The sequence below is a fragment of the Streptomyces sp. PT12 genome (assembly GCF_003311645.1).
GTDB lineage: Bacteria > Actinomycetota > Actinomycetes > Streptomycetales > Streptomycetaceae > Streptomyces.
This window is the reverse complement of the sequence record NZ_QEST01000014.1, coordinates 193,379-217,530: the sequence shown is the minus strand read 5'-3', so window position 1 is coordinate 217,530 and position 24,152 is coordinate 193,379. Positions and strand designations below refer to the sequence as shown.

24 protein-coding genes are annotated in these 24,152 nt (G+C 73.0%); 1 reads left to right on the top strand and 23 read right to left on the bottom strand.

From position 1 onward, the window contains the following. Positions 1–34: 34 nt before the first annotated feature. From metK to pyrR, 13 genes are all read right to left on the bottom strand, one after another. Positions 35–1,243: a methionine adenosyltransferase gene (gene metK / locus DEH69_RS01765; protein WP_113685062.1), complete on the bottom strand. Its 1,209-nt coding sequence runs from the start codon at positions 1,241–1,243 to the stop codon at positions 35–37. 114 nt (positions 1,244–1,357) lie between these two features. Beyond that, entirely contained in the window at positions 1,358–2,581 is a 1,224-nt protein-coding gene (coaBC, locus tag DEH69_RS01760; protein WP_113685061.1) for a bifunctional phosphopantothenoylcysteine decarboxylase/phosphopantothenate--cysteine ligase CoaBC, read from the bottom strand. A gap of 128 nt (positions 2,582–2,709) precedes the next feature. Next, positions 2,710–2,982: a DNA-directed RNA polymerase subunit omega gene (gene rpoZ, locus DEH69_RS01755; RefSeq protein ID WP_049564394.1), complete on the bottom strand. Its 273-nt coding sequence runs from the start codon at positions 2,980–2,982 to the stop codon at positions 2,710–2,712. A gap of 62 nt (positions 2,983–3,044) precedes the next feature. Continuing rightward, on the bottom strand, positions 3,045–3,596 hold the full coding sequence (gene gmk, locus DEH69_RS01750) for a guanylate kinase (protein WP_113685060.1): 552 nt from the start codon (positions 3,594–3,596) through the stop codon (positions 3,045–3,047). A gap of 59 nt (positions 3,597–3,655) precedes the next feature. Then, positions 3,656–3,979: an integration host factor, actinobacterial type gene (mihF, locus tag DEH69_RS01745; protein WP_113685059.1), complete on the bottom strand. Its 324-nt coding sequence runs from the start codon at positions 3,977–3,979 to the stop codon at positions 3,656–3,658. A gap of 236 nt (positions 3,980–4,215) precedes the next feature. Further along, a complete protein-coding gene (gene pyrF / locus DEH69_RS01740) occupies positions 4,216–5,055 on the bottom strand; it encodes an orotidine-5'-phosphate decarboxylase (protein WP_113685058.1) in 840 nt (279 codons plus the stop codon). After that, positions 5,052–6,164, bottom strand: coding sequence for a quinone-dependent dihydroorotate dehydrogenase (locus DEH69_RS01735; RefSeq protein WP_113685057.1), 1,113 nt, complete (start codon positions 6,162–6,164; stop codon positions 5,052–5,054). Before DEH69_RS01735 ends, pyrF begins: the two co-directional genes overlap by 4 nt. A 5-nt stretch (positions 6,165–6,169) precedes the next feature. Further along, complete coding sequence (gene carB, locus DEH69_RS01730) at positions 6,170–9,499, bottom strand: carbamoyl-phosphate synthase large subunit (RefSeq protein WP_113685056.1); 3,330 nt, start codon at positions 9,497–9,499, stop codon at positions 6,170–6,172. After that, on the bottom strand, positions 9,492–10,613 hold the full coding sequence (gene carA / locus DEH69_RS01725) for a glutamine-hydrolyzing carbamoyl-phosphate synthase small subunit (protein WP_113685055.1): 1,122 nt from the start codon (positions 10,611–10,613) through the stop codon (positions 9,492–9,494). The genes carB and carA overlap by 8 nt, the downstream gene beginning before the upstream one ends. After that, positions 10,610–11,269, bottom strand: coding sequence for a hypothetical protein (locus DEH69_RS01720; protein ID WP_258534362.1), 660 nt, complete (start codon positions 11,267–11,269; stop codon positions 10,610–10,612). The genes carA and DEH69_RS01720 overlap by 4 nt, the downstream gene beginning before the upstream one ends. After that, on the bottom strand, positions 11,266–12,564 hold the full coding sequence (locus DEH69_RS01715) for a dihydroorotase (protein ID WP_113685054.1): 1,299 nt from the start codon (positions 12,562–12,564) through the stop codon (positions 11,266–11,268). The genes DEH69_RS01720 and DEH69_RS01715 overlap by 4 nt, the downstream gene beginning before the upstream one ends. After that, positions 12,561–13,610 (bottom strand): aspartate carbamoyltransferase catalytic subunit, encoded by a 1,050-nt coding sequence (locus DEH69_RS01710; RefSeq protein ID WP_113685053.1) that lies wholly within the window; start codon positions 13,608–13,610, stop codon positions 12,561–12,563. Before DEH69_RS01710 ends, DEH69_RS01715 begins: the two co-directional genes overlap by 4 nt. A 91-nt stretch (positions 13,611–13,701) precedes the next feature. Next, positions 13,702–14,304 carry a bifunctional pyr operon transcriptional regulator/uracil phosphoribosyltransferase PyrR gene (pyrR, locus tag DEH69_RS01705; protein ID WP_113685052.1) on the bottom strand — a complete coding sequence of 201 codons (603 nt, stop codon included), beginning with the start codon at positions 14,302–14,304 and terminating at the stop codon, positions 13,702–13,704. A gap of 197 nt (positions 14,305–14,501) precedes the next feature. Between pyrR and bldD the strand changes: the two genes are divergently transcribed. Then, complete coding sequence (gene bldD / locus DEH69_RS01700) at positions 14,502–15,002, top strand: transcriptional regulator BldD (RefSeq protein WP_113685051.1); 501 nt, start codon at positions 14,502–14,504, stop codon at positions 15,000–15,002. A 76-nt stretch (positions 15,003–15,078) separates the two neighbouring features. Here bldD and nusB read toward each other — a convergent pair whose 3' ends face one another. The 10 genes from nusB to mltG all read right to left on the bottom strand — a co-directional run bounded on the left by nusB (position 15,079) and on the right by mltG (position 24,140). Further along, complete coding sequence (nusB, locus tag DEH69_RS01695; RefSeq protein WP_113685050.1) at positions 15,079–15,504, bottom strand: transcription antitermination factor NusB; 426 nt, start codon at positions 15,502–15,504, stop codon at positions 15,079–15,081. Between the two features lie 2 nt (positions 15,505–15,506). Then, on the bottom strand, positions 15,507–16,073 hold the full coding sequence (efp, locus tag DEH69_RS01690) for an elongation factor P (protein WP_113685049.1): 567 nt from the start codon (positions 16,071–16,073) through the stop codon (positions 15,507–15,509). Positions 16,074–16,163: 90 nt separating this feature from the next. Further along, on the bottom strand, positions 16,164–17,279 hold the full coding sequence (locus DEH69_RS01685; protein WP_113685048.1) for a M24 family metallopeptidase: 1,116 nt from the start codon (positions 17,277–17,279) through the stop codon (positions 16,164–16,166). A gap of 76 nt (positions 17,280–17,355) precedes the next feature. After that, a complete protein-coding gene (locus DEH69_RS01680) occupies positions 17,356–18,051 on the bottom strand; it encodes an AAA family ATPase (RefSeq protein ID WP_113685047.1) in 696 nt (231 codons plus the stop codon). A 153-nt stretch (positions 18,052–18,204) separates the two neighbouring features. Further along, positions 18,205–18,645, bottom strand: a complete 441-nt coding sequence (locus tag DEH69_RS01675; protein ID WP_113685046.1) for a type II 3-dehydroquinate dehydratase — start codon at positions 18,643–18,645, stop codon at positions 18,205–18,207. Then, positions 18,642–19,760 carry a 3-dehydroquinate synthase gene (aroB, locus tag DEH69_RS01670; protein ID WP_113685045.1) on the bottom strand — a complete coding sequence of 373 codons (1,119 nt, stop codon included), beginning with the start codon at positions 19,758–19,760 and terminating at the stop codon, positions 18,642–18,644. Before aroB ends, DEH69_RS01675 begins: the two co-directional genes overlap by 4 nt. Next, a complete protein-coding gene (locus DEH69_RS01665) occupies positions 19,757–20,290 on the bottom strand; it encodes a shikimate kinase (RefSeq protein WP_113685044.1) in 534 nt (177 codons plus the stop codon). The genes aroB and DEH69_RS01665 overlap by 4 nt, the downstream gene beginning before the upstream one ends. Then, positions 20,287–21,471, bottom strand: coding sequence for a chorismate synthase (aroC, locus tag DEH69_RS01660; RefSeq protein ID WP_113685043.1), 1,185 nt, complete (start codon positions 21,469–21,471; stop codon positions 20,287–20,289). The genes DEH69_RS01665 and aroC overlap by 4 nt, the downstream gene beginning before the upstream one ends. A 105-nt stretch (positions 21,472–21,576) precedes the next feature. Beyond that, positions 21,577–22,413 (bottom strand): shikimate dehydrogenase, encoded by an 837-nt coding sequence (locus DEH69_RS01655; protein WP_113685042.1) that lies wholly within the window; start codon positions 22,411–22,413, stop codon positions 21,577–21,579. Further along, positions 22,413–24,140 carry an endolytic transglycosylase MltG gene (gene mltG / locus DEH69_RS01650; protein WP_113685041.1) on the bottom strand — a complete coding sequence of 576 codons (1,728 nt, stop codon included), beginning with the start codon at positions 24,138–24,140 and terminating at the stop codon, positions 22,413–22,415. The genes DEH69_RS01655 and mltG overlap by 1 nt, the downstream gene beginning before the upstream one ends. Positions 24,141–24,152 lie beyond the last annotated feature (12 nt).

Sequence of the window (24,152 nt, the reverse complement as noted above, 5' to 3'; positions counted from 1 at the left end):
CCCGGAGCCGGACCCCGGGGAGCCGCCCCCGCCGTCAGATCCCGGCCGCCGCCCGCAGGGCCTCGACGCGGTCGGTGCGCTCCCAGGTGAAGTCGGGCAGCTCACGGCCGAAGTGCCCGTAAGCGGCGGTCTGGGCGTAGATGGGGCGCAGCAGGTCGAGGGCGCGGATGATCGCGGCGGGGCGGAGGTCGAAGACCTCGGAGATGGCCTGCTCGATGCGCTCGGGGGCGACGGTGGCGGTGCCGAAGGTCTCGACGAAGAGGCCCACGGGCTCGGCCTTGCCGATCGCGTACGCGACCTGCACCTCGCAGCGGCCCGCGAGGCCCGCGGCCACGACGTTCTTGGCGACCCAGCGCATGGCGTAGGCGGCCGAGCGGTCCACCTTGGAGGGGTCCTTGCCGGAGAACGCGCCGCCGCCGTGCCGCGCCATGCCGCCGTAGGTGTCGATGATGATCTTCCGGCCGGTCAGCCCGGCGTCGCCCATGGGGCCGCCGATCTCGAAGCGACCCGTGGGGTTCACCAGGAGCCGATAGCCCTCGGTCTGGAGCTTGATGCCCTCGTCGCGCAGCAGCTTCAGCTCGGCCTCGACCACGAACTCCCGCACGTCGGGCGCGAGCAGAGAGTCCAGGTCGATGTCGGCGGCGTGCTGGCTCGAGACCACGACGGTGTCGAGGCGGGCGGCGCGGTCGCCGTCGTACTCGATGGTGACCTGCGTCTTGCCGTCGGGGCGGAGGTAGGGGATGGTGCCGTTCTTCCTGACCTCGGAGAGCCGGTGCGAGAGGCGGTGCGCGAGCCGGATCGGCAGCGGCATCAGCTCGGGCGTCTCGTCGCACGCGTAGCCGAACATCAGGCCCTGGTCGCCCGCGCCCTGCCGGTCGAGCTCGTCGTCGTCGCCCTCGACGCGCGCCTCGTAGGCGGAGTCGACGCCCTGCGCGATGTCGGCTGACTGCGAGCCGATGGACACCGAGACGCCGCACGAGGCGCCGTCGAAGCCCTTCTTCGACGAGTCGTAGCCGATGTCCAGGATCTTCTCGCGCACGAGCTGCGCGATGGGCGCGTACGCCTTGGTGGTCACCTCGCCGGCGACGTGCACGAGGCCGGTGGTGATCAGCGTCTCGACGGCGACGCGTGAGGCGGGGTCCTCCCGCAGGAGCGCATCCAGAATGGTGTCGCTGATCTGGTCGGCGATCTTGTCTGGATGACCCTCGGTGACGGATTCCGAGGTGAAAAGACGGCGGGACACATCGCTCCCTTGGGTTGCAGCGGCTGCTGACTGGCTACGGATGCCGATGACACCCTAACGGCCCGGCCGCCGAAGGGGGTAGAGGCCGCCCGTACTGTAAGACCGCGCCCCGGCTCACGCGCCGGGGCGCGCGCCCCTGAAGAGGTGGGCCACGGCGTCCCAGATCGCGTCCGCCAGCGCCTCCTTGGGGCCGTGCGGCACCGGTGTCTCGCCGCCGTCCGCGGCCAGCAGAACGGCCTCGTTCTCCTCGGTGCCGAAGGCGCGGTCCTCGCCCACCTGGTTGACCACGAGCAGGTCGCAGCCCTTGGCGGCGAGCTTGGCGCGGCCGTTGGCCAGGACGTCGTCGGTCTCGGCGGCGAAGCCGACGACGACGCGGCCCGGGGGCTTCGCCGACGACAGCTCGGCCAGGATGTCGGGGTTGCGGACGAGGGCGATGGGGTCGGGGTCGCGGCCCGGCACCTTCTTGATCTTGCTCTCGGCGCGGGCGGCGGGCCTGAAGTCGGCGACGGCCGCCGCCATGACAACGGCGTCGGCGTCCGCGGCGGCCTTGAGCACGGCCTCGCGCAGCTCGAGCGCCGTGGTGACGCGCACAAGATCGGCCCCCGCGGGATCGGGGAGCGCGGCGTTGGCGGCGACCAGGGTGACGCGGGCACCGCGCGCGACGGCCGCGCGGGCGAGGGCATAGCCCTGCTTGCCCGACGAGCGGTTGCCGAGGAAACGCACGGGGTCGACGGGCTCGCGCGTGCCGCCCGCGCTGATCACGACATGGCGGCCCGCGAGGTCGGGGGCCGCGGCCCCCGCGCCGCGCGCCAGGACGCGGCGGCAGATCTGGAAGATCGCCTCGGGCTCGGGCAGCCGCCCCTTGCCGGTGTCGGCGCCCGTGAGCCGCCCCTCCGCGGGCTCGATGACGACGGCGCCGCGGCGGCGCAGCGTCGCGACGTTCTCCCGGGTGGCCGGGTGCTCCCACATCTCGGTGTGCATGGCGGGCGCGAACACCACGGGGCAGCGGGCGGTCAGCAGAACGTTGGTCAGCAGGTCGTCGGCCCGGCCCCCGGCCGCCCTCGCGAGGACGTCGGCGGTGGCGGGGGCGATGACGACGAGGTCGGCCCGCTTGCCGATCCGCACGTGCGGGACCTCGTCGACGTCGTCCCACACCTCCGTGGCCACGGGGGCCCCGGAGAGCGCGGCCCAGGTGGCGGCGCCGACGAAGCGCAGGGCCGAGGCCGTGGGCACGACGCGGACCTCGTGCCCCGACTCGGTGAAGCGCCGCAGCAGCTCGCACGCCTTGTAGGCGGCGATGCCGCCGCCCACTCCGAGAACGACCCTGGGCTGATCCATCGCTCGCCCCTTCCGCGGGCCCTGGCCCGCTCGGCAGACATCACGGCAGACGCGAGGCCCGGCAGCTCCCGCTGCCGGGCCTCGTGACGGAAACCCTCGGGCGCCGCGCGCCCCGGCCTGTGACGGCCTCAGTCCGTGGCGCCCTCGACGGCCTCGGAGGTCAGCAGCCCGGCGTTGATCTCACGGAGCGAGATAGAGAGCGGCTTCTCGTGCACATGCGTGTCCACCAGCGGGCCGACGTACTCCAGCAGGCCCTCGCCGAGCTGCGAGTAGTACGCGTTGATCTGGCGGGCGCGCTTGGCCGCGTAGATCACCAGGCTGTACTTCGAGTCGGTCGCCTCAAGCAGCTCGTCGATCGGGGGGTTGATGATGCCCTCGGGCGTGGTGATGGAAGAGGACACTCTCTGCCTTCCGCTGGAAGTCCGCGGGAGGGCGTTGGGCGTACCCCGCGGTGACATATGGGTCAACGAATCAAGGCTAGCAGCTCCGCGGCGACGCCCTCGACCGAGGTGTTGACCAGGGTGACGTCGAACTCGGGCTCGGCCGCGAGCTCCGTCCTGGCCACGGCGAGGCGGCGCTCGATCACCTCGGGCGGCTCGGTGCCGCGGCCCGTGAGGCGGCGGACCAGCTCCTCCCAACTGGGCGGCGCGAGGAACACAAGCCGGGCCTCGGGCATGGACTCGCGGACCAGCCTGGCGCCCTGGAGGTCGATCTCGAGGAGCACCGGCTTCCCCGCGTCGAGCCGTTCGAGCACGGCGCGGCGGGGCGTTCCGTAACGGTGCCCGGCGAACTGGGCCCACTCCAGCAGCTCGCCGTTGGCGATCAGCTTGTCGAACTCCCCGTCGTCCACGAAGTAGTAGTGCACGCCGTGCCGCTCCCCGGGGCGCGGCTTCCGCGTGGTCGCGGAGACGGAGAGCCACACCTCGGGGTGGGCCTTGCGGAGATGGGCGACGACCGTGCTCTTGCCGACCCCTGAGGGGCCGGAGAGCACGGTCAGTCGCGGACGATCGGTCATGCGGCGATTATCCCGTCTCCCGCGCCGACGGGGAAAATCCGGTCGGCGGGCGCGGGACGTCAGGACTTGCTGGTACCGAACTCGCGCTCGAGCGCGGCGATCTGGTTGGACCCGAGCCCGCGGACCCGGCGGCTCTCCGAGATGCCGAGCCGCTCCATGATCTGGCGCGCGCGGACCTTGCCGACGCCGGGCATCGACTCGAGCAGGGCACTGACCTTCATCTTGCCGATGACGTCGTTCTCCTGGCCCCGCTTGATGACCTCGTGCAGCGAGGCACCGGAGTGCTTGAGCCGATTCTTGACCTCGGCGCGCTCCCGGCGAGCCGCTGCGGCCTTCTCAAGCGCGGCTGCGCGCTGTTCAGGGGTAAGGGGCGGTAGAGCCACGCCTACGTCACCTCGGTTGTCGAACGTGTCGGATACGGAACGGTGAGGAACCTAGTAGCCCCGCACCAGGGGAGCAACGAGCGACGCTCGGCTGCTCCGCTCTCGACGGAGACTAGCGGCCGTCACCGCAATAAGTCAGGGAGAATCGACAAAAACTCCAGGTCAGATGGAGAGCGTCACCGACATTTCCGGGCATATACCTACGGCTGGCGCCTCATCGCCATGGCTCGTCACGCTCAGGCACCGGTGAATCGGGCGACTTCGGCGGCCTCGCGCTCCGCCGCGGCACGCAGTGCCGCCACATCGGGGCCATGCCGCAGGACGCCGCGGCTGGTGCTCGGCACGACGTTGCGCAGCACCCCGCCGAAGACGCGCGGGAGATCGGCCGCCGTGGCGCCCTGGGCGCCGAGCCCCGGCGCGAGCAGCGGCCCGTTGATCGCCAGGTCGGCGCCCGCCTCACGCAGGGTGGCGCCGACGACCGCGCCGAACGAACCCAGCGGCGTGGCGCCCGCGTTGTCCGCCGCGAGGCGGTCGAGCACGCCCTGCGCGACGCTCACGCCCCCCGCGGATGTGGCGCGTTGGACCTCGGCGCCCTCGGGGTTGGAGGTGAGCGCGAGGACAAAGGCGCCGCAGCCGCCCGCCGCGGCGAGGTCGAGGGCGGGGCGCAGCGCGCCGTAGCCGAGGTAGGGGCTGAGGGTGACGGCGTCGGAGAACAGCGGGGAGCCCTTGTCGAGGAACGCGCCGGCGTACGCCGCCATCGTCGAGCCGATGTCGCCGCGCTTGGCGTCCATGATCACCAACGCCCCGGCCGCGCGCGCCTCGGCGACGGTGCGCTCCAGGACGGCGATGCCGCGCGAGCCGAAGCGCTCGAAGAACGCCGACTGCGGCTTGAGGACGGCCACGCGGTCGGCGAGCGCGTCGACGGCCGTGGCGCAGAAGCGTTCGAGGCCGCCGATGTCGTCGCCGAGGCCCCACGCGGCGAGCAGCGCGGGGTGCGGGTCGACGCCGACGCACAGCGGGCCGCGCGCGTCCATCGCGCGGCGCAGCCTGGCGCCGAACGGCTCGGGTGCGGTCATCGGGTGCGGTCCCTTCCCTCGGCGCCGACGGCGTCGGCGAGCGTCGCGTACGGGCTGGCCGCCAGGCGCTCGGCCAGGCCGCGGTGGATCGCGCGGGCCCAGGCGGGTCCCGCGTAGACGAAGCCGCTGTAGCCCTGGATCAGGGTGGCGCCCGCGAGGATGCGCCGCCAGGCGTCGTCGGCGGTCTCGATGCCGCCGACGCCGACGAGCGTGAGCCGGTCCCCGGCACGCGCGTGGAGGCGGCGGAGCACGGCAAGTGACCTGTCGCGCAAGGGGGCGCCCGACAGTCCGCCCGCGCCCGTGGAAGCCACGGTGCGCGGGTTGCTGATCAACCCCTCACGGGAGACAGTGGTGTTGGTGGCGATGATGCCGTCGAGCCCGGCCTCGACGGCGAGATCGGCGACGGCGTCGATGTCCTCGTCCGCCAGGTCGGGCGCGATCTTCACCAGCAGGGGGACGCGCCGCGCGGGCGTGGCGCGGTCGGCCGCCGCGCGGACCGCGGCGAGCAGCGGGCGCAGCCGGTCGGCGGCCTGGAGGTCGCGCAGCCCTGGGGTGTTGGGCGAGGAGACGTTGACCACGAGGTAGTCGGCGTGGGCGGCGAGCCGTTCGGTGGCGGCGGCGTAGTCGGCCGCGGCCTCCGCCTCGGGGACGACCTTGGTCTTGCCGATGTTGACGCCGACGACCGGGCCCTGGCGGGGCCTTCGGGCCAGGCGGGCGGCGACGGCATCGGCGCCGTCGTTGTTGAAGCCCATGCGGTTGACCAGGGCGCGGTCGGGGGTGAGCCGGAAGAGGCGGGGGCGGTCGTTGCCCGGCTGGGGGCGCGCGGTGACGGTGCCGACCTCGACGAAGTCGAAGCCGAGCGCGGCGAGCGGGCCGATGCCCTCGGCGTTCTTGTCGAATCCGGCGGCGAGGCCGAAGGGGCCAGGCAGGTCGAGTCCCAGGGCGCGCACGCGCAGCTCGGGATGTGCGGGCGCGTAGGCGGCGCGCACCACGGCGCGCGGCCCGGGCACGCGCCCCGCCGCGCGGATCAGCCCGAAGGCGGCGCGGTGGGCGCGCTCCGAGTCGAGCCGGCGCAGCACAGCGGAGAACAACAGCCCATAGGCGGACATCGCGGTCAGCCCTCCCGCGCGGCGGTCAGGTCGCGCGCGTGGTCCTGGAGGGAGCGCACGCCGACCTCTCCGCGCCCCAGCGCGTCGATGCCCTGCACCGCGGCGGACAGCGCCTGGACGGTGGTGAGGCACGGGACGCCGCGGGCGACGGCGGCGGTGCGGATCTCGTATCCGTCGAGCCGACCGCCCGTGCCGAACGGCGTGTTGATGATGAGGTCCACCTGTCCCTCGTGGATGAGCTGGACGATCGTGGGCTCGCCGTCGGGCCCCTGGCCCTCGCTGTGCTTGCGCACGACCGTGGCGCTGATGCCGTTCCGCTTGAGCACCTCGGCGGTGCCCTCGGTGGCCAGCAGCGTGAAGCCGTGCTCGGCCAGGGCGCGCGCCGGGAAGATCATGGCGCGCTTGTCGCGGTTGGCGACGGAGACGAACGCCCGGCCCTTGGTCGGCAGCGCGCCGTACGCGCCCGCCTGGGACTTGGCGTACGCCGTGCCGAACACCGTGTCGATGCCCATGACTTCGCCCGTGGAGCGCATCTCGGGCCCGAGCACCGTGTCCACGCCACGCCCGTGCGCGTCGCGGAAGCGCGACCAGGGCATCACGGCCTCCTTGACGGAGATCGGCGCGGTCAGCGGCAGCGTTCCGCCGTCGCCGGTCGGCGGCAGCAGGCCCTCGGCGCGCAGCTCCGCGATGGTGGCGCCCAGCGAGACGCGGGCGGCGGCCTTGGCCAGCGGCACGGCGGTGGCCTTGGACGTGAAGGGAACGGTGCGCGAGGCGCGGGGGTTGGCCTCCAGGACGTAGAGGATGTCGCCCGCGAGCGCGAACTGGATGTTGATCAGGCCGCGCACGCCGACGCCCCGCGCGATGGCCTCGGTCGATGACCGCAGCCGCGTGATGTCGCTGGCGCCCAGGGTGATGGGCGGCAGGGCGCACGCGGAGTCGCCCGAGTGGATGCCCGCCTCCTCGATGTGCTCCATCACGCCGCCGAGGTAGAGCTCCTGGCCGTCGTAGAGCGCGTCCACGTCGATCTCGATGGCGTCGTCGAGGAACCGGTCGACGAGGACCGGGTGTTCGGAGATCAGCCCGGCGTGGTGCTCCAGGTACTCGGCGAGCGCGGGCTCGTCGTAGACGATGCGCATGCCGCGCCCGCCCAGGACATAGCTGGGGCGCACCATGACCGGGTAGCCGATGCCCGCGGCGATGGTCTTGGCCTCCTCGAAGGAGAACGCCGTGCCGTACTTGGGCGCGGGCAGCCCCGCCTCGGCGAGCACCCGCCCGAACGCCCCCCGCTCCTCCGCCAGGTCGATCGCCTCGGGCGACGTGCCGACGATGGGCACACCGTTGTCCTTGAGCGCCTGGGCGAGGCCGAGCGGGGTCTGGCCGCCGAGCTGGACGATGACCCCGGCGACCGGGCCCGCCTGGGTCTCGGCGTGCACGATCTCCAGGACGTCCTCCAGCGTCAGCGGCTCGAAGTAGAGCCGGTCGGAGGTGTCGTAGTCGGTGGAGACGGTCTCGGGGTTGCAGTTGACCATCACGGTCTCGTAGCCGGCGTCGCTCAGCGCGAAGCACGCGTGGACGCACGAGTAGTCGAACTCGATGCCCTGGCCGATGCGGTTGGGCCCCGAGCCCAGGATGATCACGGCGGGCCGCTCGCGCGGAGTGACCTCGGTCTCCTCGTCGTAGGACGAGTAGAGATACGGGGTGCGCGCGGCGAACTCGGCGGCGCACGTGTCCACCGTCTTGTACACGGGGCGCACGCCGAGCGCGTGCCTGACCTCGCGCACCACGTCCTCGCGCAGCCCGCGGATGGCGCCGATCTGCGCGTCGGAGAAGCCGTGCCGCTTGGCCTCGGTGAGCAGCTCGGGCGAGAGCCGCTCGGCCGCGGCGAGCGCGTCGGCCGTCTCCTTGATGAGGAACAGCTGATCGACGAACCACGGGTCGATGCGGGTGGCCTCGAACACCTCCCCGGGGGTGGCGCCCGCGCGGATGGCGCGCATCACGGTGTTCAGCCGCCCGTCGGTGGGGATGGCGGCCTTGGCCAGCAGGGCGTGCTTGTCGCCCAGCTCCCTCGGGTCGCCGGGGCCCGAGCCGAAGTCGAACTGCGACCCGGACTTCTCGACCGAGCGCAGCGCCTTGTTGAGGGCCTCGGTAAAGTTGCGGCCGATGGCCATGGCCTCGCCGACGGACTTCATCGTGGTGGTCAGGGTGGCGTCCGCGGCTGGGAACTTCTCGAACGCGAACCTCGGCACCTTGACGACCACATAGTCGAGCGTGGGCTCGAACGACGCGGGCGTGCGCTCGGTGATGTCGTTGGGGATCTCGTCGAGTGAGTAGCCGATGGCGAGGCGGGCGGCGATCTTCGCGATCGGGAATCCCGTGGCCTTGGACGCGAGCGCGGACGAGCGGGAGACCCTGGGGTTCATTTCGATGACGACGACGCGGCCGTCCTCGGGGTTGACGGCGAACTGGATGTTGCAGCCGCCCGTGTCCACGCCGACCTCGCGGATGACGGCGATGCCGATGTCGCGCAGGATCTGGTACTCGCGGTCGGTCAGGGTCATCGCGGGGGCGACGGTGATGGAGTCGCCGGTGTGGACGCCCATGGGGTCGAGGTTCTCGATGGAGCAGACCACGACGACGTTGTCGTTCCGGTCGCGCATCAGCTCGAGCTCGTACTCCTTCCAGCCGAGGATGGACTCCTCGAGAAGCACCTCGGTGGTCGGCGAGAGCGCGAGCCCCTGCCCCGCGATGCGACGCAGCTCGGCCTCGTCGTGCGCGAAGCCCGAGCCCGCGCCGCCCATGGTGAACGAGGGACGCACCACCACGGGGTAGCCGCCAAGATCGGCGACGCCCGCGAGCGCGTCGTCCATCGAGTGGCAGATGACCGAACGCGCCGACTCGCCATGGCCCGTGGCCGCGCGGACGGCGGCGACGACGTCCTTGAACTGGTCGCGGTCCTCGCCCTTGCGGATCGCGTCGACGTTAGCGCCGATCAGCTCCACGCCGTGCGCCGCGAGGACGCCCGACTCGTGCAGCGCCACCGCGGTGTTGAGCGCGGTCTGGCCGCCCAGGGTGGGCAGCAGCGCGTCGGGGCGCTCCTTGGCGATGATCCGCTCGACGAACTCCGGGGTGATGGGCTCCACATAGGTGGCGTCGGCCATCTCGGGGTCGGTCATGATCGTGGCGGGGTTGGAGTTGACCAGGATGACCCGCAGGCCCTCGGCCTTCAGGACGCGGCATGCCTGGGTGCCCGAGTAGTCGAACTCGGCCGCCTGGCCGATGACGATCGGGCCCGAGCCGATGACCAGGACGGACCGGATGTCGGAACGTTTAGGCACGCTGGCCCTCCATCAGTGCGGTGAAGCGGTCGAACAGGTAGGCGGCGTCGTGGGGTCCCGCGGCCGCCTCGGGGTGGTACTGGACGCTGAACGCCGGGCGGTCGATGAGCCGCAGCCCCTCGACGACGTTGTCGTTGAGGCAGACGTGGGAGACCTCGACGCGGCCGAACGGCGTCTCGGACGCCTCGCCGACCGGGGCGTCCACGGCGAAGCCGTGGTTGTGCGCGGTCACCTCGACGCGGCCCGTGGCCAGGTCCTTGACCGGCTGGTTGATGCCGCGGTGGCCGTACTTGAGCTTGAACGTCCCGAATCCCAGGGCGCGTCCGAGCACTTGGTTCCCGAAGCAGATGCCGAACAGCGGCGTCGCCCGCTCAAGCACGCCCCGCATCAGCTCGACGGGGTGGTGGGCCGCCGCGGGGTCGCCGGGGCCGTTGGAGAAGAACACCCCGTCGGGGTCGGCCGCGTAGACCTCGTCCAACGTGGCCGTGGCGGGCAGCACATGGACCTCGACGCCGCGCTCGGCCATGCGGCGCGGGGTCATGCCCTTGATGCCCAGGTCCACCGCGGCGACGGTGAGGCGCTTCTCCCCCACCGCGGGGACGACATAGGGCTCCGTGGTCGCGACCTCGGCGGCCAGGTCGGCGCCCGTCATCACCGGGGCGGAGCGGACGCGTTCGAGCAGGGTCGCGTGGTCCCCGAGCGTGGGGCCCGAGAACACGCCCGCGCGCATGGCGCCGCGCTCGCGCAGGTGCCGGGTCAGCGCGCGGGTATCGACGCCGCTGATGCCGACGACGCCCTGGGCGGCCAGCTCGTCGTCGAGGGAGCGCACGGAGCGCCAGTTGGAGGGAGTGCGCGCCGGGTCGCGCACGACATAGCCCGCGACCCAGATGCGCCGGGACTCGGGATCCTCGTCGTTGACACCGGTGTTGCCGATGTGCGGGGCGGTCATCACGACCACCTGGCGGTGGTAGGAGGGGTCGGTCAAGGTCTCCTGGTAGCCGGTCATGCCGGTGGCGAAGACGGCCTCGCCGAACGTCTCGCCGACCGCGCCGTAGGCCCGGCCGTGGAACGCGCGGCCGTCCTCGAGGACGAGCACGGCTGGGGTGGGGGTCATCGGGCACCTTCCGGGGCGGTCTTGGCGGGGGCGGTCTTGGCGGGGGCGGTCTGTGCGGGGGCGGGCGGGTCGAAGGGGGAGAACGGGCCGAGCGCGTCGAGCCAGTCGGCGTGCTCGGCGGCGCGGTCGGAGCGGAACCCCGAGTCCAGCAGCCGGTCGCCGTGCGCCCAGGTGATCACCAGCAGGGCGCCCTCGGTCAGCACCTTGCCCGCGATGCCCTTGTCCAGGCGTGCGCCGCGGATCCGGTCGGACGGGATGAGGAACCCGGCGGCGCCGGGGCGCTCCACGGCCACGCCCGCGCCGGTCAGGGACAGCTCGGCGCGGCTCCTCGCGCCCAGCCCGTGCGCGACGATGCGGTCGAGCCACCGCCCCGCCGTGGTCGTGCCGTGGTACGTGCCGCTCAGCCGCAGCACGGGCGCGCCACCCTCGTCGGGCAGCGGGGCGAGCGGCGGCAGGTCGCCCTGGAGGGTGGCCCGCCACTTCCAGCCCTCGCGCATCAGCCAGTAGACCAGGGCGACGAAGAGCAGCAGCCCGACGACCCAGGCGATCCTGGCGGCCCAGTCGGTGACCTCGGCGGAGCGGCGTTCGACCTCTTCGGCGGCGAGCAGGGCGGGGTGGAACGAGGGGTGGGAGGAGGTGTGAAGGGCGCCGGTCATGCCAGCTCACCGTCCACAACGGTGGCCCGCCCGCGCAGGAACGTGTGGATCACGCGCCCGGGAAGCTCGAGGCCGCGGTAGGGGGTGTTGCGGCTGCGCGAGACAAACGCGGTCGGGTCCACCACGGCACGGTGCGCGGGGTCGACCAGCGCCAGGTTGGCGGGCTCCCCCGCGGCGATCGGGCGGCCGTGCCCGGCCAGGCGGCCGATGGCAGCGGGCCTTGCGGACATCCGGTCGGCGACGGCCGCCCAGTCGAGCAGGCCCGTGTCGACCATGGTGTGCTGCACGACGGACAGCGCCGTCTCCAGGCCGATCATGCCCATGGCTGCGGCGCCCCACTCGCAGTCCTTGTCCTCGTGGGGGTGCGGGGCGTGGTCGGTGGCCACACAGTCGATGGTGCCGTCGGCCAGCGCCTCGCGCAGCGCCAGCACGTCGGCCTCGGTGCGCAGCGGGGGGTTGACCTTGTAGACCGGGTCGTAGGAACGCACCAGGTCGTCCGTGAGCAGCAGGTGGTGCGGGGTGACCTCGGCCGTGACGTTCCAGCCCTTGGACTTGGCCCAGCGCACCAGCTCGACGGAGCCCGCGGTGCTCAGGTGGCACACGTGGACCCGGGAGCCGACATGGGCGGCGAGCAGGACGTCGCGGGCGATGATCGCCTCCTCGGCGACGGCGGGCCAGCCGGTCAGGCCCAGCTCGGCGGAGACGACGCCCTCGTTCATCTGGGCGCCCTCGGTCAGCCTCGGCTCCTGCGCGTGCTGGGCGATCACGCCGTCGAACGCCTTCACATACTCGAGGGCGCGGCGCATGATCACGGCGTCGTCGACGCACTTGCCGTCGTCGGAGAAGACCACGACGCCCGCGGCCGATTCGTGCATCGCGCCCAGCTCGGCCAGCTGCTTGCCGTCGAGGCCGACGGTGACGGCGCCCACGGGCTGCACGTCGCAGTACCCGGACTCCCGGCCCAGGCGCCACACCTGCTCGACGACGCCCGCGGTGTCGGCGACGGGGAAGGTGTTGGCCATGGCGTGCACGGCGGTGAAGCCACCGGCGGCCGCGGCCCTGGTGCCGGTGAGGACCGTCTCGGAGTCCTCGCGCCCCGGCTCGCGCAGATGGGTGTGCAGATCGACGAGCCCCGGCAGCAGGACGAGCCCGGCCGCGTCGATCACCGCGGCGCCCTCGGCGGGCAGTCCCGCGCCGATCTCGGCGATCGCGCCGCCGTCGATCAGGACGTCCCCCGGCGCCCCGCCCAGGACGTGGGCGCCACGGATCAGGGTCCGCTGGGTCTGCTGGCTCATGCTGGCTGTCCGTTCTCGTCGGAGCGGGTCGTGTCGGTACGGGTGAGGTCGGAGCGGGTGAGGTCGGGGCGGGTGGTGTCGGGGCGGGTGGTGTCGGCGGGGCCCGCGCCACCGAGCAGCAGGTAGAGCACCGCCATGCGCACGCTGACGCCGCCCGAGACCTGCTCGACGGCCGTGCATCGGGGCGAGTCGGCGACCTCGGCGGTGATCTCCATGCCCCGGTTCATCGGGCCCGGGTGCATCACGACGGCGTGCTCGGGCATGCGCGCCATCCGGTCGCCGTCGAGGCCGTAACGCCTGGCGTACTCGCGCTCGGTCGGGAAGTAGGCGGCGTTCATGCGCTCGCGCTGGACGCGGAGCATCATCACCGCGTCCGACTTGGGCAGCACGGAGTCGAGGTCGTAGGAGACCGCGCAGGGCCAGTGGCCGACGCCGATGGGCAGCAGCGTCGGCGGGGCGACCACGGTGACCTCGGCGCCGAGCGTCGTGAGCAGGTGGATGTTGGAGCGGGCCACCCGGCTATGCAGGATGTCGCCGACGATCGTGACGCGGCGGCCCGCCAGGTCGCCCCCGACGCCGCCGCCGGGGCCCTCGGTGAGCCTGCGGCGCAGCGTGAACGCGTCGAGCAGCGCCTGCGTGGGGTGCTCGTGCGTGCCGTCGCCCGCGTTGATCACGCAGCCGCCGATCCAGTCGGAGGTGGCGAGGCGGTGCGGGGCGCCGGAGTCGTGGTGCCTGATGACCACGGCGTCGGCGCCCATGGCCTCCAGGGTCAGCGCGGTGTCCTTGAGCGACTCGCCCTTGGAGACGGACGAGCCCTTCGCCGAGAAGTTGATGACATCGGCGGAGAGCCGCTTGGCCGCGGCCTCGAAGGAGATCCGGGTGCGGGTGGAGTCCTCGAAGAAGAGATTGACGACGGTGCGGCCGCGCAGGGTCGGCAGCTTCTTGATCGGCCGGTCGGCGACGCGGGCCAGCTCCTCAGCGGTGTCGAGGATCAGGACGGCGTCGTCACGGGTGAGATCGGTGGCCGAGATGAGGTGACGCTTCATCTGGTGCCTTCCGTGGTGTCTTCCGCGGCGTGCGGGCGCGGGTGAGGGAAGCGTGGTGTCGGCGTGCGGGGATCCGGGGCGGCGAAGAGGGCTACCGCTCGCCGGACGGGGCGGGCTCGCGCACGCCGAGCAGCACGCCGTCGCGGCCGTCCTCCTCGGTGAGCTGCACCTTGACCGTCTCGCGCAGCGAGGTGGGGATGTTCTTGCCGACGTAGTCGGCGCGGATCGGCAGCTCGCGGTGGCCGCGGTCCACCAGGACCGCCAGCTGCACCGCCCTGGGGCGGCCGATGTCGCCCAGGGCGTCGAGGGCGGCGCGGATGGTACGCCCCGAGAACAGCACGTCGTCCACCAGGACGACCAGCCGCCCGTCGATGCCCTCGCCGGGGATGTCGGTGCGCGCCAGGGCGCGCGCCGGGCGCAGCCGCAGGTCGTCCCGGTACATCGTGATGTCGAGGGAGCCCACGGGAAGCGGGAGCTCGGTGATCCGGCGCAGCTTGTCGGCCAGCCGTCGGGCCAGGAAGACGCCACGGGTCGGGATGCCGAGGAGCACCACGTCGTCGGCGCCCTTGGCGCGCTCGACGATCTCGTGGGCGATGCGGGTGAGGGCCCGCGCGATGTCGGGGCCCTCGAGAACGGTGCGCGCCGCCGCGGAGGGGGCGGGCACGGAGGGCTGGGTGTCGGGCGTTGAGTCCATGGAAGTGCGGACCTCCTTCCCCGCCTCACGGGACGGGCCTTAAAGGACGTCGGTCGAACGCCCCGACCCTACCAGGGTCACCGGCACGCTCCGCATTCCTACAGGTCAGAGGCATGGTCCCCGCCCCCGGCTTGACGAGACTTATTACGCTGCGTAACCTCACAGTGAGTTACGAAGCAGCCGTTCCGGGGAGACACATGTCCAGCGAATACGCCAAACAGCTCGGGGCCAAGCTCCGGGCCATCCGCACCCAGCAGGGTCTGTCGCTCCATGGGGTCGAGGAGAAGTCGCAGGGCCGCTGGAAGGCGGTCGTCGTCGGCTCCTACGAGCGCGGCGACCGAGCCGTCACCGTGCAGCGCCTCGCGGAGCTGGCGGACTTCTACGGGGTCCCGGTGCAGGAGCTTCTGCCCGGCTCGACCCCGGGGGGCGCCGCCGAGCCGCCGCCCAAGCTCGTCCTCGACCTGGAGCGCCTCGCCCATGTGCCCAGCGAGAAGGCCGGGCCGCTCCAGCGGTACACCGCGACGATCCAGAGCCAGCGCGGTGACTACAACGGCAAGGTGCTGTCGATCCGCCAGGACGACCTGCGCACGCTGGCCGTGATTTACGACCAGTCGCCCTCGGTGCTGACCGAGCAGCTGATCAGCTGGGGCGTGCTGGGCGCGGACGCGCGGCGCGCGGTGCAGGCCGAGGAGTCTTAAGGCGTCCTCGCCGAGAGCGGCCGAGGGGGTGGTGGGCCGGTGCGGCCCGCCACCCCCTCGTGGGAGCATCGCGTCGTCAGCGGCGAAGCGTGGGCTTCAGGTCCTTCAGACGGCCGAGCAGGCCGTTGACGAAGGCCGGTGAGTCGTCCGTGGAGAACTCCTTGGCCAGCTGCACCGCCTCGTCGAGCACCACGGCGTCGGGCGTCTCGTCCTGCCAGATCAGCTCGAACGTGGCGAGCCGCAGGATGTTGCGGTCCACCACGGGCATGCGGTCGATCGGCCAGCTGACGGTGTACTGGGCGATCAGCTCGTCGATGCGCGCGGTGTGCCCGGCGTAGCCCTCGACCAGCTGACGGGTGAAGTCGCTGACCCGCGGCTGCCGGTCGTCGGTGAGGGCCAGCCTGGCCCAGTCGGCGAGGACATCGGTGGCGGGCACGCCGCGCTGGTCGGCCTCGAAGAGGATTTGCAGGGCACGTTTGCGGGCCTTGCTGCGGGCAGCCACGGTTAGCTGTTCACCCGGCCGAGGTATTCGCCGGAGCGGGTGTCGACCTTGATCTTCTCGCCGGTCGTGATGAAGAGCGGCACGCCGATCTCGTACCCGGTCTCCAGCCTGGCGGGCTTGGTGCCGCCCGTGGAGCGGTCGCCCTGGACGCCAGGCTCGGTGTACTCGATGACCAGCTCGACGGCGGCGGGCAGCTCCACGAAGAGGGGGTTCTCCTCGTGGATGGCGACCGTGCAGTCCTGGCCCTCGAGCAGGTAGTTGGCGGCCTCGCCCACGGTATCCGGGGTGATGTGCAGCTGGTCGTAGGTCTCCGTGTCCATGAACACGAAGTCGCTGCCGTCCTTGTAGGAGAACTGCATGCCCCGCCGGTCCACGGTGGCGGTGTCCACCTTGGTGCCGGCGTTGAAGGTCCGGTCGACCACCTTGCCGGAGAGTACGTTCTTGAGCTTGGTGCGCACGAAAGCGCCGCCCTTGCCGGGCTTGACGTGCTGGAACTCGACGACGGACCACAGCTGGCCCCCGTCGAGCTTGAGCACCATGCCGTTCTTGAGGTCGTTGGTGGTGGCCACGGTTGCGGATTCTCCTACCGACTGCTGCTTGCGGTGACCGAGGTCCCCCCCGGCCGCCCGGGAAGGGCCAGGCGTATTCCGGAACACGCCCTAGAGGGCGAGGAGTTCCTTGGTCGTGATGGTGAGTAGCTCGGGTCCGCCGTCCGCGGGTGAGCGGACGACCAGCGTGTCATCGATCCGGACACCACCCCGGCCTGGAAGATGCACCCCCGGCTCGACGGTGACCGGCACGCAAGGGCCCAGTCTACCCATGGCCGCGGGGGACAACCGAGGGTCCTCCCCGATTTCCAGGCCGACCCCGCGCCCGGTCACCGGGCCGAGCGCCGTGCCGTGCCCCGCGGCGTCGAGCACGTCCCGCGCGGCCCGGTCGACGGCCGCGTACTCCGCGCCAGGGGCCAGCGCCTCACGCGCGGCGCGCTGAGCGGCGAAGACGACCTCGTACAGCTCGATCTGCCAGTCGTCGGGGCTGGTCCCGATGACAAACGTCCGCCCGATCCGGCAGCGGTACCCGCGGAAGCGGGCGCCCAGGCACACGGTCAGGAAGTCCCCCTCCTCCACCCGCCGGTCCGTGGGCCGGTGCCCGGCCAGGCCCGAGTGGCTGCCGGTGGCGACCGAGGTGGGGAACGCCGGGCCGTCCGCGCCATGGTCCACCAGGCGGCGTTCCAGCTCCAGCGCGAGATGGCGCTCGGTGCGGCCCACCAGGATCGACTCGAGCAGCTCCCCCAGCGCCCTGTCGGTGATCTCGGCGGCCACCCGCAGCGCCGCGATCTCCTCCTCGTCCTTGACCAGCCGCTGCCGCTCCACCGCGCACTCCAGGTCGACGAGCCCGAGCCCCGACACACCGGCCGCGACGGCCCGGTGGCGGGCGACGGTCAGGTGGTGCTCCTCGACGGCCAGGGTGTCGGCACCGCCCTCGGCGGCCAGCTCGGCGGCGGCCACCGCGGGGTCGGCCTCCCCGCCAAGGGGCGCCACGCGCAGGCCCTGGTCCTCGGTGGGCGGCGGGCCCGCGGGGTCGCCGCCGTGGTCCCAGTGGCCAAGCAGCACGTCGTCGCCCGACGGGCCCACGAGCAGCACGGCCCCCTCGGGGGCGCAGCCCGCCAGGTAGCGGACGTTGGCCGGCAGGGAGACGAGGGCGGCCACGCTACCGCCCGCTGGCGAGCAGCGGGTCCGCAGCCGTGACCGTCGGGCCGCGTGAACCTCGGACATGGACCGAGCCTATGCGGGCCCGCGCCTCTTCGGCCGCCTGAACACGTCCGGACGAGCGCGACGGGTCACCGACGGGTCACCACTGCGGCGGGTGGGACAGGCTGCGCGCCACCGCGTCGTCCAGCATCCGCGCGGTGGTCGCCACGTCGTGCCTGGAGTTGTCGATGATGGGCAGGCCCGAGCCGTACCACCCGGCCATGCGGCCGTGGATCGTGGCCACCTCCTCGTCGGAGAGGCGCCGGGTGCCGGTGCGCGCGGCGTTCCGCTCCAGGACGACGTCGAGCCCCGGCAGCAGCACGATCGGGATGAGCCCGGGGCCCACATGGCGCTTCCAGCCGCCGAGGCCCACGGCGGGGCGGTCGGGGAAGACGGCGTCGTCGAGGATGCAGGAGATGCCGTTGGCCAGGAAGTTCCGTGCGGCGAAGCCACACGTGCGGCGCGCGAGGCGGTACTGCGCCTCGGAGCGGTCGTCCCAGCCCGAGCGGGGGTCGGCGAACCCCGAACGCACCCATTCGCGCACGTCGTCGAGGCTGATGTGGGCCGTGGGCACGGGTCTGCGCTCGGCCCAGAACCTCGCCACCGTCGTCTTGCCCGCCCCCGCGGGGCCGATCAGCAGCACCGCCACCCCGGCGTGCGCGATGTCGGGCGCCGCGGCGCCCGGCGCCGGGGTGGGCGCGGGCACCACGCTGCCTGGCGGCAGCCTGACGTGCCCGGTCGCCCCCCCGTCGATTGGAGCCCCCCCGTCGAACGGAGCCGGGGGTGGCACGGGCATCCCACCGGGCTGTTGCATCCGATCCCCATGTCCGTCATCTCAGCGCACGGCGCGGCGGCTCGTGCGTCCCTTCGGGCCTGACACACCGTACCGGTCGGGCCTTTCGTTGTCGTGAACGCCTGGGGAGCCCGGACAGTGCCGCCCTGGGCTGCTTCAGTCGGCGAGCTGGTCGGCGACCGCCCGCAGGGCCAGCAGATACGAGCCGATGCCGAAGCCCGCGACCGTGCCGCTGGCCACCGAGGCGATCACCGAGGTGTGACGGAACTCCTCCCTGCGGTACGGGTTGGAGATGTGCACCTCGATGAGCGGGGCGGTGCGCTGGGCCGCAGCGTCGCGCAGGCCGTAGGAGTAGTGGGTGAACGCGCCGGGGTTGAGCACCACGGGCAGCGCGCCGTCCGCGGCCTCGTGCAGCCAGCGGATCAGCTCGCCCTCGTCGTTGGTCTCCCTGACCTCGGGGTCGAGCCCGAGCTCATCGCCAAGCGCGGCGCAGCGCTCGACGAGCCCGGCGTAGGACGTCGAGCCGTAGACGTCGGGCTCGCGGGAGCCGAGGCGGCCGAGGTTGGGCCCGTTGAGCACCAGGACGCGGCGGCTCATCCGGCCACCTCCGCGTGCGCGGCGACCAGCAGGGCCGGGTCGGGCCCTTCGAGGACGGCGGGGCGGGCCAGCCCGTCGAGCACGATGAAGCGCAGCCGGTCGCCCCTGGACTTCTTGTCCACCCGCATCGTCTCCAGCAGCCGCTCCCATGGCGCGCCGCGGTAGGTCACCGGCAGGCCGACGGACGCGAGAACGGCACGGTGCCGGTCGGCCGTCGCGTCGTCGAGGCGGCCCGCGAGGCGGCCGAGCTCGGCGGCGAAGACCATGCCGACGGAGACGGCCGCGCCGTGCCGCCAGGAGTAGCGCTCGTTCTTCTCGATGGCGTGCGCGAGGGTGTGGCCGTAGTTGAGGATCTCCCGCGGGCCCGACTCCTTGAGGTCGCTCGCCACCACCCCGGCCTTGACGCGGATGGCGCGTTCGATCAGCTCGGCGGTGTGCGGCCCCTCGGGGTGGCGGGCCGCCCCGGGGTCGGCCTCGATCAGCTCGAGGATCGCCGGGTCGGCGATGAATCCGGCCTTGATGATCTCGGCGAGCCCCGAGACGTAGTCGTTGACCGGCAGGGAGTCGAGCGCGGCCAGGTCGCACAGCACGCCCGCCGGGGGGTGGAAGGCGCCCACCAGGTTCTTGCCCTCGGCGGTGTTGATGCCGGTCTTGCCGCCGACGGCCGCGTCCACCATGCCGAGCACGGTGGTCGGCACGGCGATCCAGCGGACGCCGCGCAGCCAGCTCGCGGCCACGAAGCCCGACACGTCGGTCGTCGCGCCGCCGCCGACCGCCACGATGACGTCGGTGCGGGTGAACCCCGACTGCCCGAGCGCCTTCCAGCAGTACGCGGCGACGCCCGCGGTCTTGGCCTCCTCGGCGTTGGGCAGCTGGACGGCGATCGTCTCGTAACCCTGGTCGGCGAGGTCCTGGCGCACCACGTCGCCGGTCTCGTCGAGCGCCTCGGGATGCAGCACCGCGACGCGGCGTGCCGTGGTGCCGATGAGTCCCGGCAGCTCGCCGAGGAGGCGGCGCCCTACCAGCACGTCGTAGGGCGCCGTGCCCGCGCTGCCGCCGACCGTGATCCGGGTCGCGGCGGGGATGCGGCCGCCCTGGGCGGAAGTGGTGGTCATGCGGTCGTGAGCTCCAATGCGTCGAGAACGGCCTGGGCGACCTCGCCGGGGGTCAGGTCGGCCGTCTGCACCACCGCGCGGGCGACCTCGGTGTAGAACGGGCGGCGCTGCTCCATGAGCGTGCGCCACTGCTGCCTGGGGTTCATGGCGAGCAGCGGGCGGGCGGCGTCGAGGCCGACGCGGCGGACGGCCTCCCCGTGCGCGACGTCGAGGAAGACGACGGGCAGGCCCGTTAGCAGGGCGCGGGTGCCGGGGTCGAGCACGGCGCCGCCGCCCAGCGCGACCACGCCGTCGTGCCCGGTGACGGCGGCGCGGACGGCGGCGGCCTCGAGCTCGCGGAAGCGCGGCTCGCCGTCGTCGAGGAAGATCTCGGGGATCGCCTTGCCCGCCGCCTCCTCGATGTCCCGGTCGGTGTCGCGCAGGGTGCGGCCGAGGCGCTCGGCCAGCAGCGCGCCGACGGTGGACTTGCCGGAGCCGGGCGGCCCGACCAGCACGACGGCGGGCCCGCGGCCGGGCGCTGGGGCGGTCACCGGATCTCCAGGTTGTCGAGGAAGCCGGTCACGTTGCGGCGGGTCTCGGTCACGTTGTCCCCGCCGAACTTCTCGGCGACGGCGTCCGCGAGCACCAGCGCGACCATCGCCTCGGCGACGATCCCCGCGGCCGGGACCGCGCACACGTCGGAACGCTGGTGGTGCGCGCGCGTCGTCTCGCCGGTCGCGACATCGACCGTGGCCAGCGCCCTCGGCACCGTGGCGATGGGCTTCATCGCGGCGCGCACGCGCAGCAACTCGCCGGTGGACAGGCCGCCTTCGGTCCCGCCCGAGCGCCCGGACGCGCGGCGGACGCCGTCGGGGCCCGGCACGATCTCGTCGTGGGCGAGCGAGCCCGGCACCCGGGCCAGGTCGAACCCGTCGCCCAACTCGACGCCCTTGATGGCCTGGATGCCCATGAGCGCCCCGGCGAGGCGGGCGTCGAGGCGGCGGTCCCAGTGGACGTGGGAGCCCAGGCCCACCGGCACGCCGTGGGCGACCACCTCGACGACGCCGCCGAGGGTGTCGCCGTCCTTGTGGGCCTGGTCGATCGCGGCCACCATCGCCTCGCTCGCCTCGGGGTCGAGGCAGCGCACCGGGTCGGCGTCGAGCCGCGCGGTGTCCTCGGGGCGTGGCAGCAGGCCGCCCGGGGCCGCCGCGCCGCCCAACTCCACGACGTGCGAGACGAGTTCGACGCCGACGGTCTCCCGCAGATACGAGCGGGCGACGGTGCCGAGGGCGACGCGGGCGGCCGTCTCGCGCGCGGAGGCGCGCTCCAGGATGGGCCTGGCGTCGTTCAGGCCGTACTTCTGCATGCCCGCCAGGTCGGCGTGGCCGGGGCGCGGGCGGGTCAGCGGGGCGTTCCTCGCGAGCCCGGCGAGCACGTCGTCCGGCACCGGGTCGGCGGCCATGACCTGCTCCCACTTGGGCCACTCGGTGTTGCCGACCATGATGGCCACGGGCGAGCCCAGGGTGAGGCCGTGCCGGACGCCGCCGATGAAGGTGACCTCGTCGCGCTCGAACTTCATCCGGGCCCCGCGACCGTAGCCGAGCCGACGCCGGGCCAGGGCGTCCGCCACCATGTCGGTGGTGATCGGGACCCCGGCGGGCAGCCCCTCGAGCGTGGCCACCAAGGCCGGTCCGTGCGACTCTCCCGCTGTCAGCCAGCGCAGCCTGCTCAACGGTGCTCCTCAATGTTCCTCGACCGGACGGTGTACCACCGCCGATCCTGCCACGTCCGCGAGCGGCGCCCGTCCGCCGTCTGCGTCGCGAGACGGCGGTCTCGCTCAGCGGGCGGCGAGGGCCGCGCGGCCCGCGGCGCGCATCTGCCTGACGGGCGCGGGGGCGATGCCGGTCATGGCCTCGACCTGGAGCACGGCCTGGTGCACCAGGAGGTCGAGGCCGCCGATGACATGGCCGCGCCTGCGGGTCCAGGCGCCGGCCAACGCGGTGGGCCAGGGGTCGTAGAGCACGTCGAACAGCACGCCGGGGCGCTCGGGCACCGCGCCCGCGAGGCCGTCCGTGGCGCCGGCCGGGGTGGTGGCGATCACCAGGGGCTCGGTCAGGGCGCGTTCGGCATCGGACCACGCGGCGGTGCGCACGGGGATGCCCAGGCGCTCGCCCCAGCCGTGCATCTCGCGGGCGCGTTCGTCGCTGCGCACATACGCGGTGATGTGGCCGGTGCAGACCTGGCCGAGCGCGGCGACGGCCGAGGCCGCGGTGGCGCCCGCGCCCAGGATCGCGGCGCCCCCCACCTCGGTCAGGCCGCGCTCGCGGAGAGCCCGGACCATGCCGGGGACGTCGGTGTTGTCGCCGCGGCGCCGCCCGTCGTCGCCGAAGACCACGGTGTTGGCGGCCTCGATGGACGCGGCGGTCTCGCTGATCTCGTCGAGCAGCGGGAGCACGGCGCGCTTGAGCGGCATGGTCAGCGAGAGCCCGGCCCAGCCAGGGCCCAGCCCTTCGATGAACCCGGGCAGGCCCCGCTCGTCCATCTCGAAACGCCCGTAGTCCCACGTGTCGAGGCCGAGCGCGCGGTAGGCGGCCCGGTGCAGGACCGGGGAGAGGGAGTGCGCGATGGGCGAGCCGATGACCGCGGCGTGCCGTTCCGCCGGTGGGTCGCCCATCAGCCCTCCCCCTCCTCGGCCTGGGCGGCGTTGAAGTCCCTGACGTTCTGCTCGTGTTCGTCGTGGTCGGCGGTGAACCTGGTGTCGCCGGGGCGGACGGTCACGAAGTAGAGCCAGTCGCCCTCGGTGGGGTTGAGCGCCGCTTCGAGCGCCTGGTGCCCTGGGTTGTCGATGGGGCCGGGCGGAAGTCCATCCACCTGGTAGGTGTTGTAGGGGGAGTCGAGCTCGGTGTCCTCGTAGGAGACCTCGAGGGTATCGCGGTTGAGCGCGTAGTTGATCGTCGAGTCGAACTGCAACATCATCGGCAGCTCGAGCCGGTTGTAGATGACCTGCGCGACCTGGCCGAACTCCTCGTCCTCCTGCGCCTCGGCCTGGATGAGCGAGGCGATGATCAGGATCTCGCGCGGGGTGCGGTCAAGCTCGGCCGCCTGGCCCTCCAGGTCGATCTCGGCGAACTCGTCCTCGGCGCGGTCGACCATGCGCGTCAGCAGCTGCTCGGGGGTGGTCTCCTCGCCCACGTCGTACCGCGCGGGGAAGAGGAAGCCCTCAGGGTCGCCCTCGGCCCACTCCGGCAGCCCGATGTCCGCGGTCTCGGCGACCTCGGCGGTCGCGCCCTCGTCCAGGCCCAACTGCGCGTCGATCAGGGCGTAGATGTCGGAGGCGCGCTCGCCCTCGGGGATGGTGAGGGTGTTGGCGGCGGAGGACGCGGGGTCGAGGAGCAGCGCCACGGCGGACTCGGCCGACATCTGCTCGCGCAGGGTGTAGATGCCCGCCTGGATCAACTGGCCGTCGTCGCCCGCGGCCTGGACGAACGCGTCATGGCTCCTGACCACGCCCGCCTCCCTGAGGATGTTGCCGATGGCGGAGACCGACGAGCCCTCGGGGATCTCGATCTGGATCTCGCCCGAGCCCTCGCCCGCGTAGTCGGGGGCGGCGCCGAAACGGTCCTGGTAGAAGCCGTAGCCGTACCACGCGACGCCGCCGAGGCCGCCCACGACAACGAGCGCGATCGCGACGCAGCCGCAGCCCGCGCGCCGCTTCTTGGGGCGGTCGCCGCGGCGGCCCGTGCGCGTGGGGGCGTCGCGGTCGGCGTCGTCATCGTCGTCGTCGCGGCTGAAGAAGTCCCGTTCGCCCTGGTCGGGTCCCGGGTCCCAGCCGGTCTCGGGGTCGGGGCCCGCCAGGTCGTCGTAGGGGCCGCCCGGAGCGGCGCCGCCTGGGCCCTGCCCCGGACCCGACTGCTGGCGCGGCATGCCCTGCGGCGGCATCTGCTGCGGGGGCATCGCCTGCGTCTGCTGCGGGTACTGGGCCTGCTGGGCCTGCTGCGACTGCTGCGACTGGTAGGGGGGCGGGTGCTGGGTCTGCTGGGGATGCTGCGGGTGCCGCTGCCCGTACGGGTCCTGCTGGAGGTACATCTCCTGCGTGCCGTAGGGCTGCTGGAACTCACCGGTGCCATAGCCGCCCTGCTGGGGGTGCTGGGCCTGCCGCGGGTACTGGCCCTGGGCGTAGTAGGGGTCGCCGGTATCCCAGCCGCCCTGCTCCGCCCGCTGTCCGGGGTAGTACTGCGCCTGCGGGTACTGCGCCTGGGCGTCGTACCCCTCCTGCCAGCCGCCGCCCGGCGCGGACTGGCCACCCGTGCCGTCGTACCCGCCCGACCAGTTCTGCTCTCCGTAGAGCGGGTCGTCGGGGTGCCACGGTTCGGAGCCGGGACTCCGGCCATACTCAGTCATCGAACCCCTTGT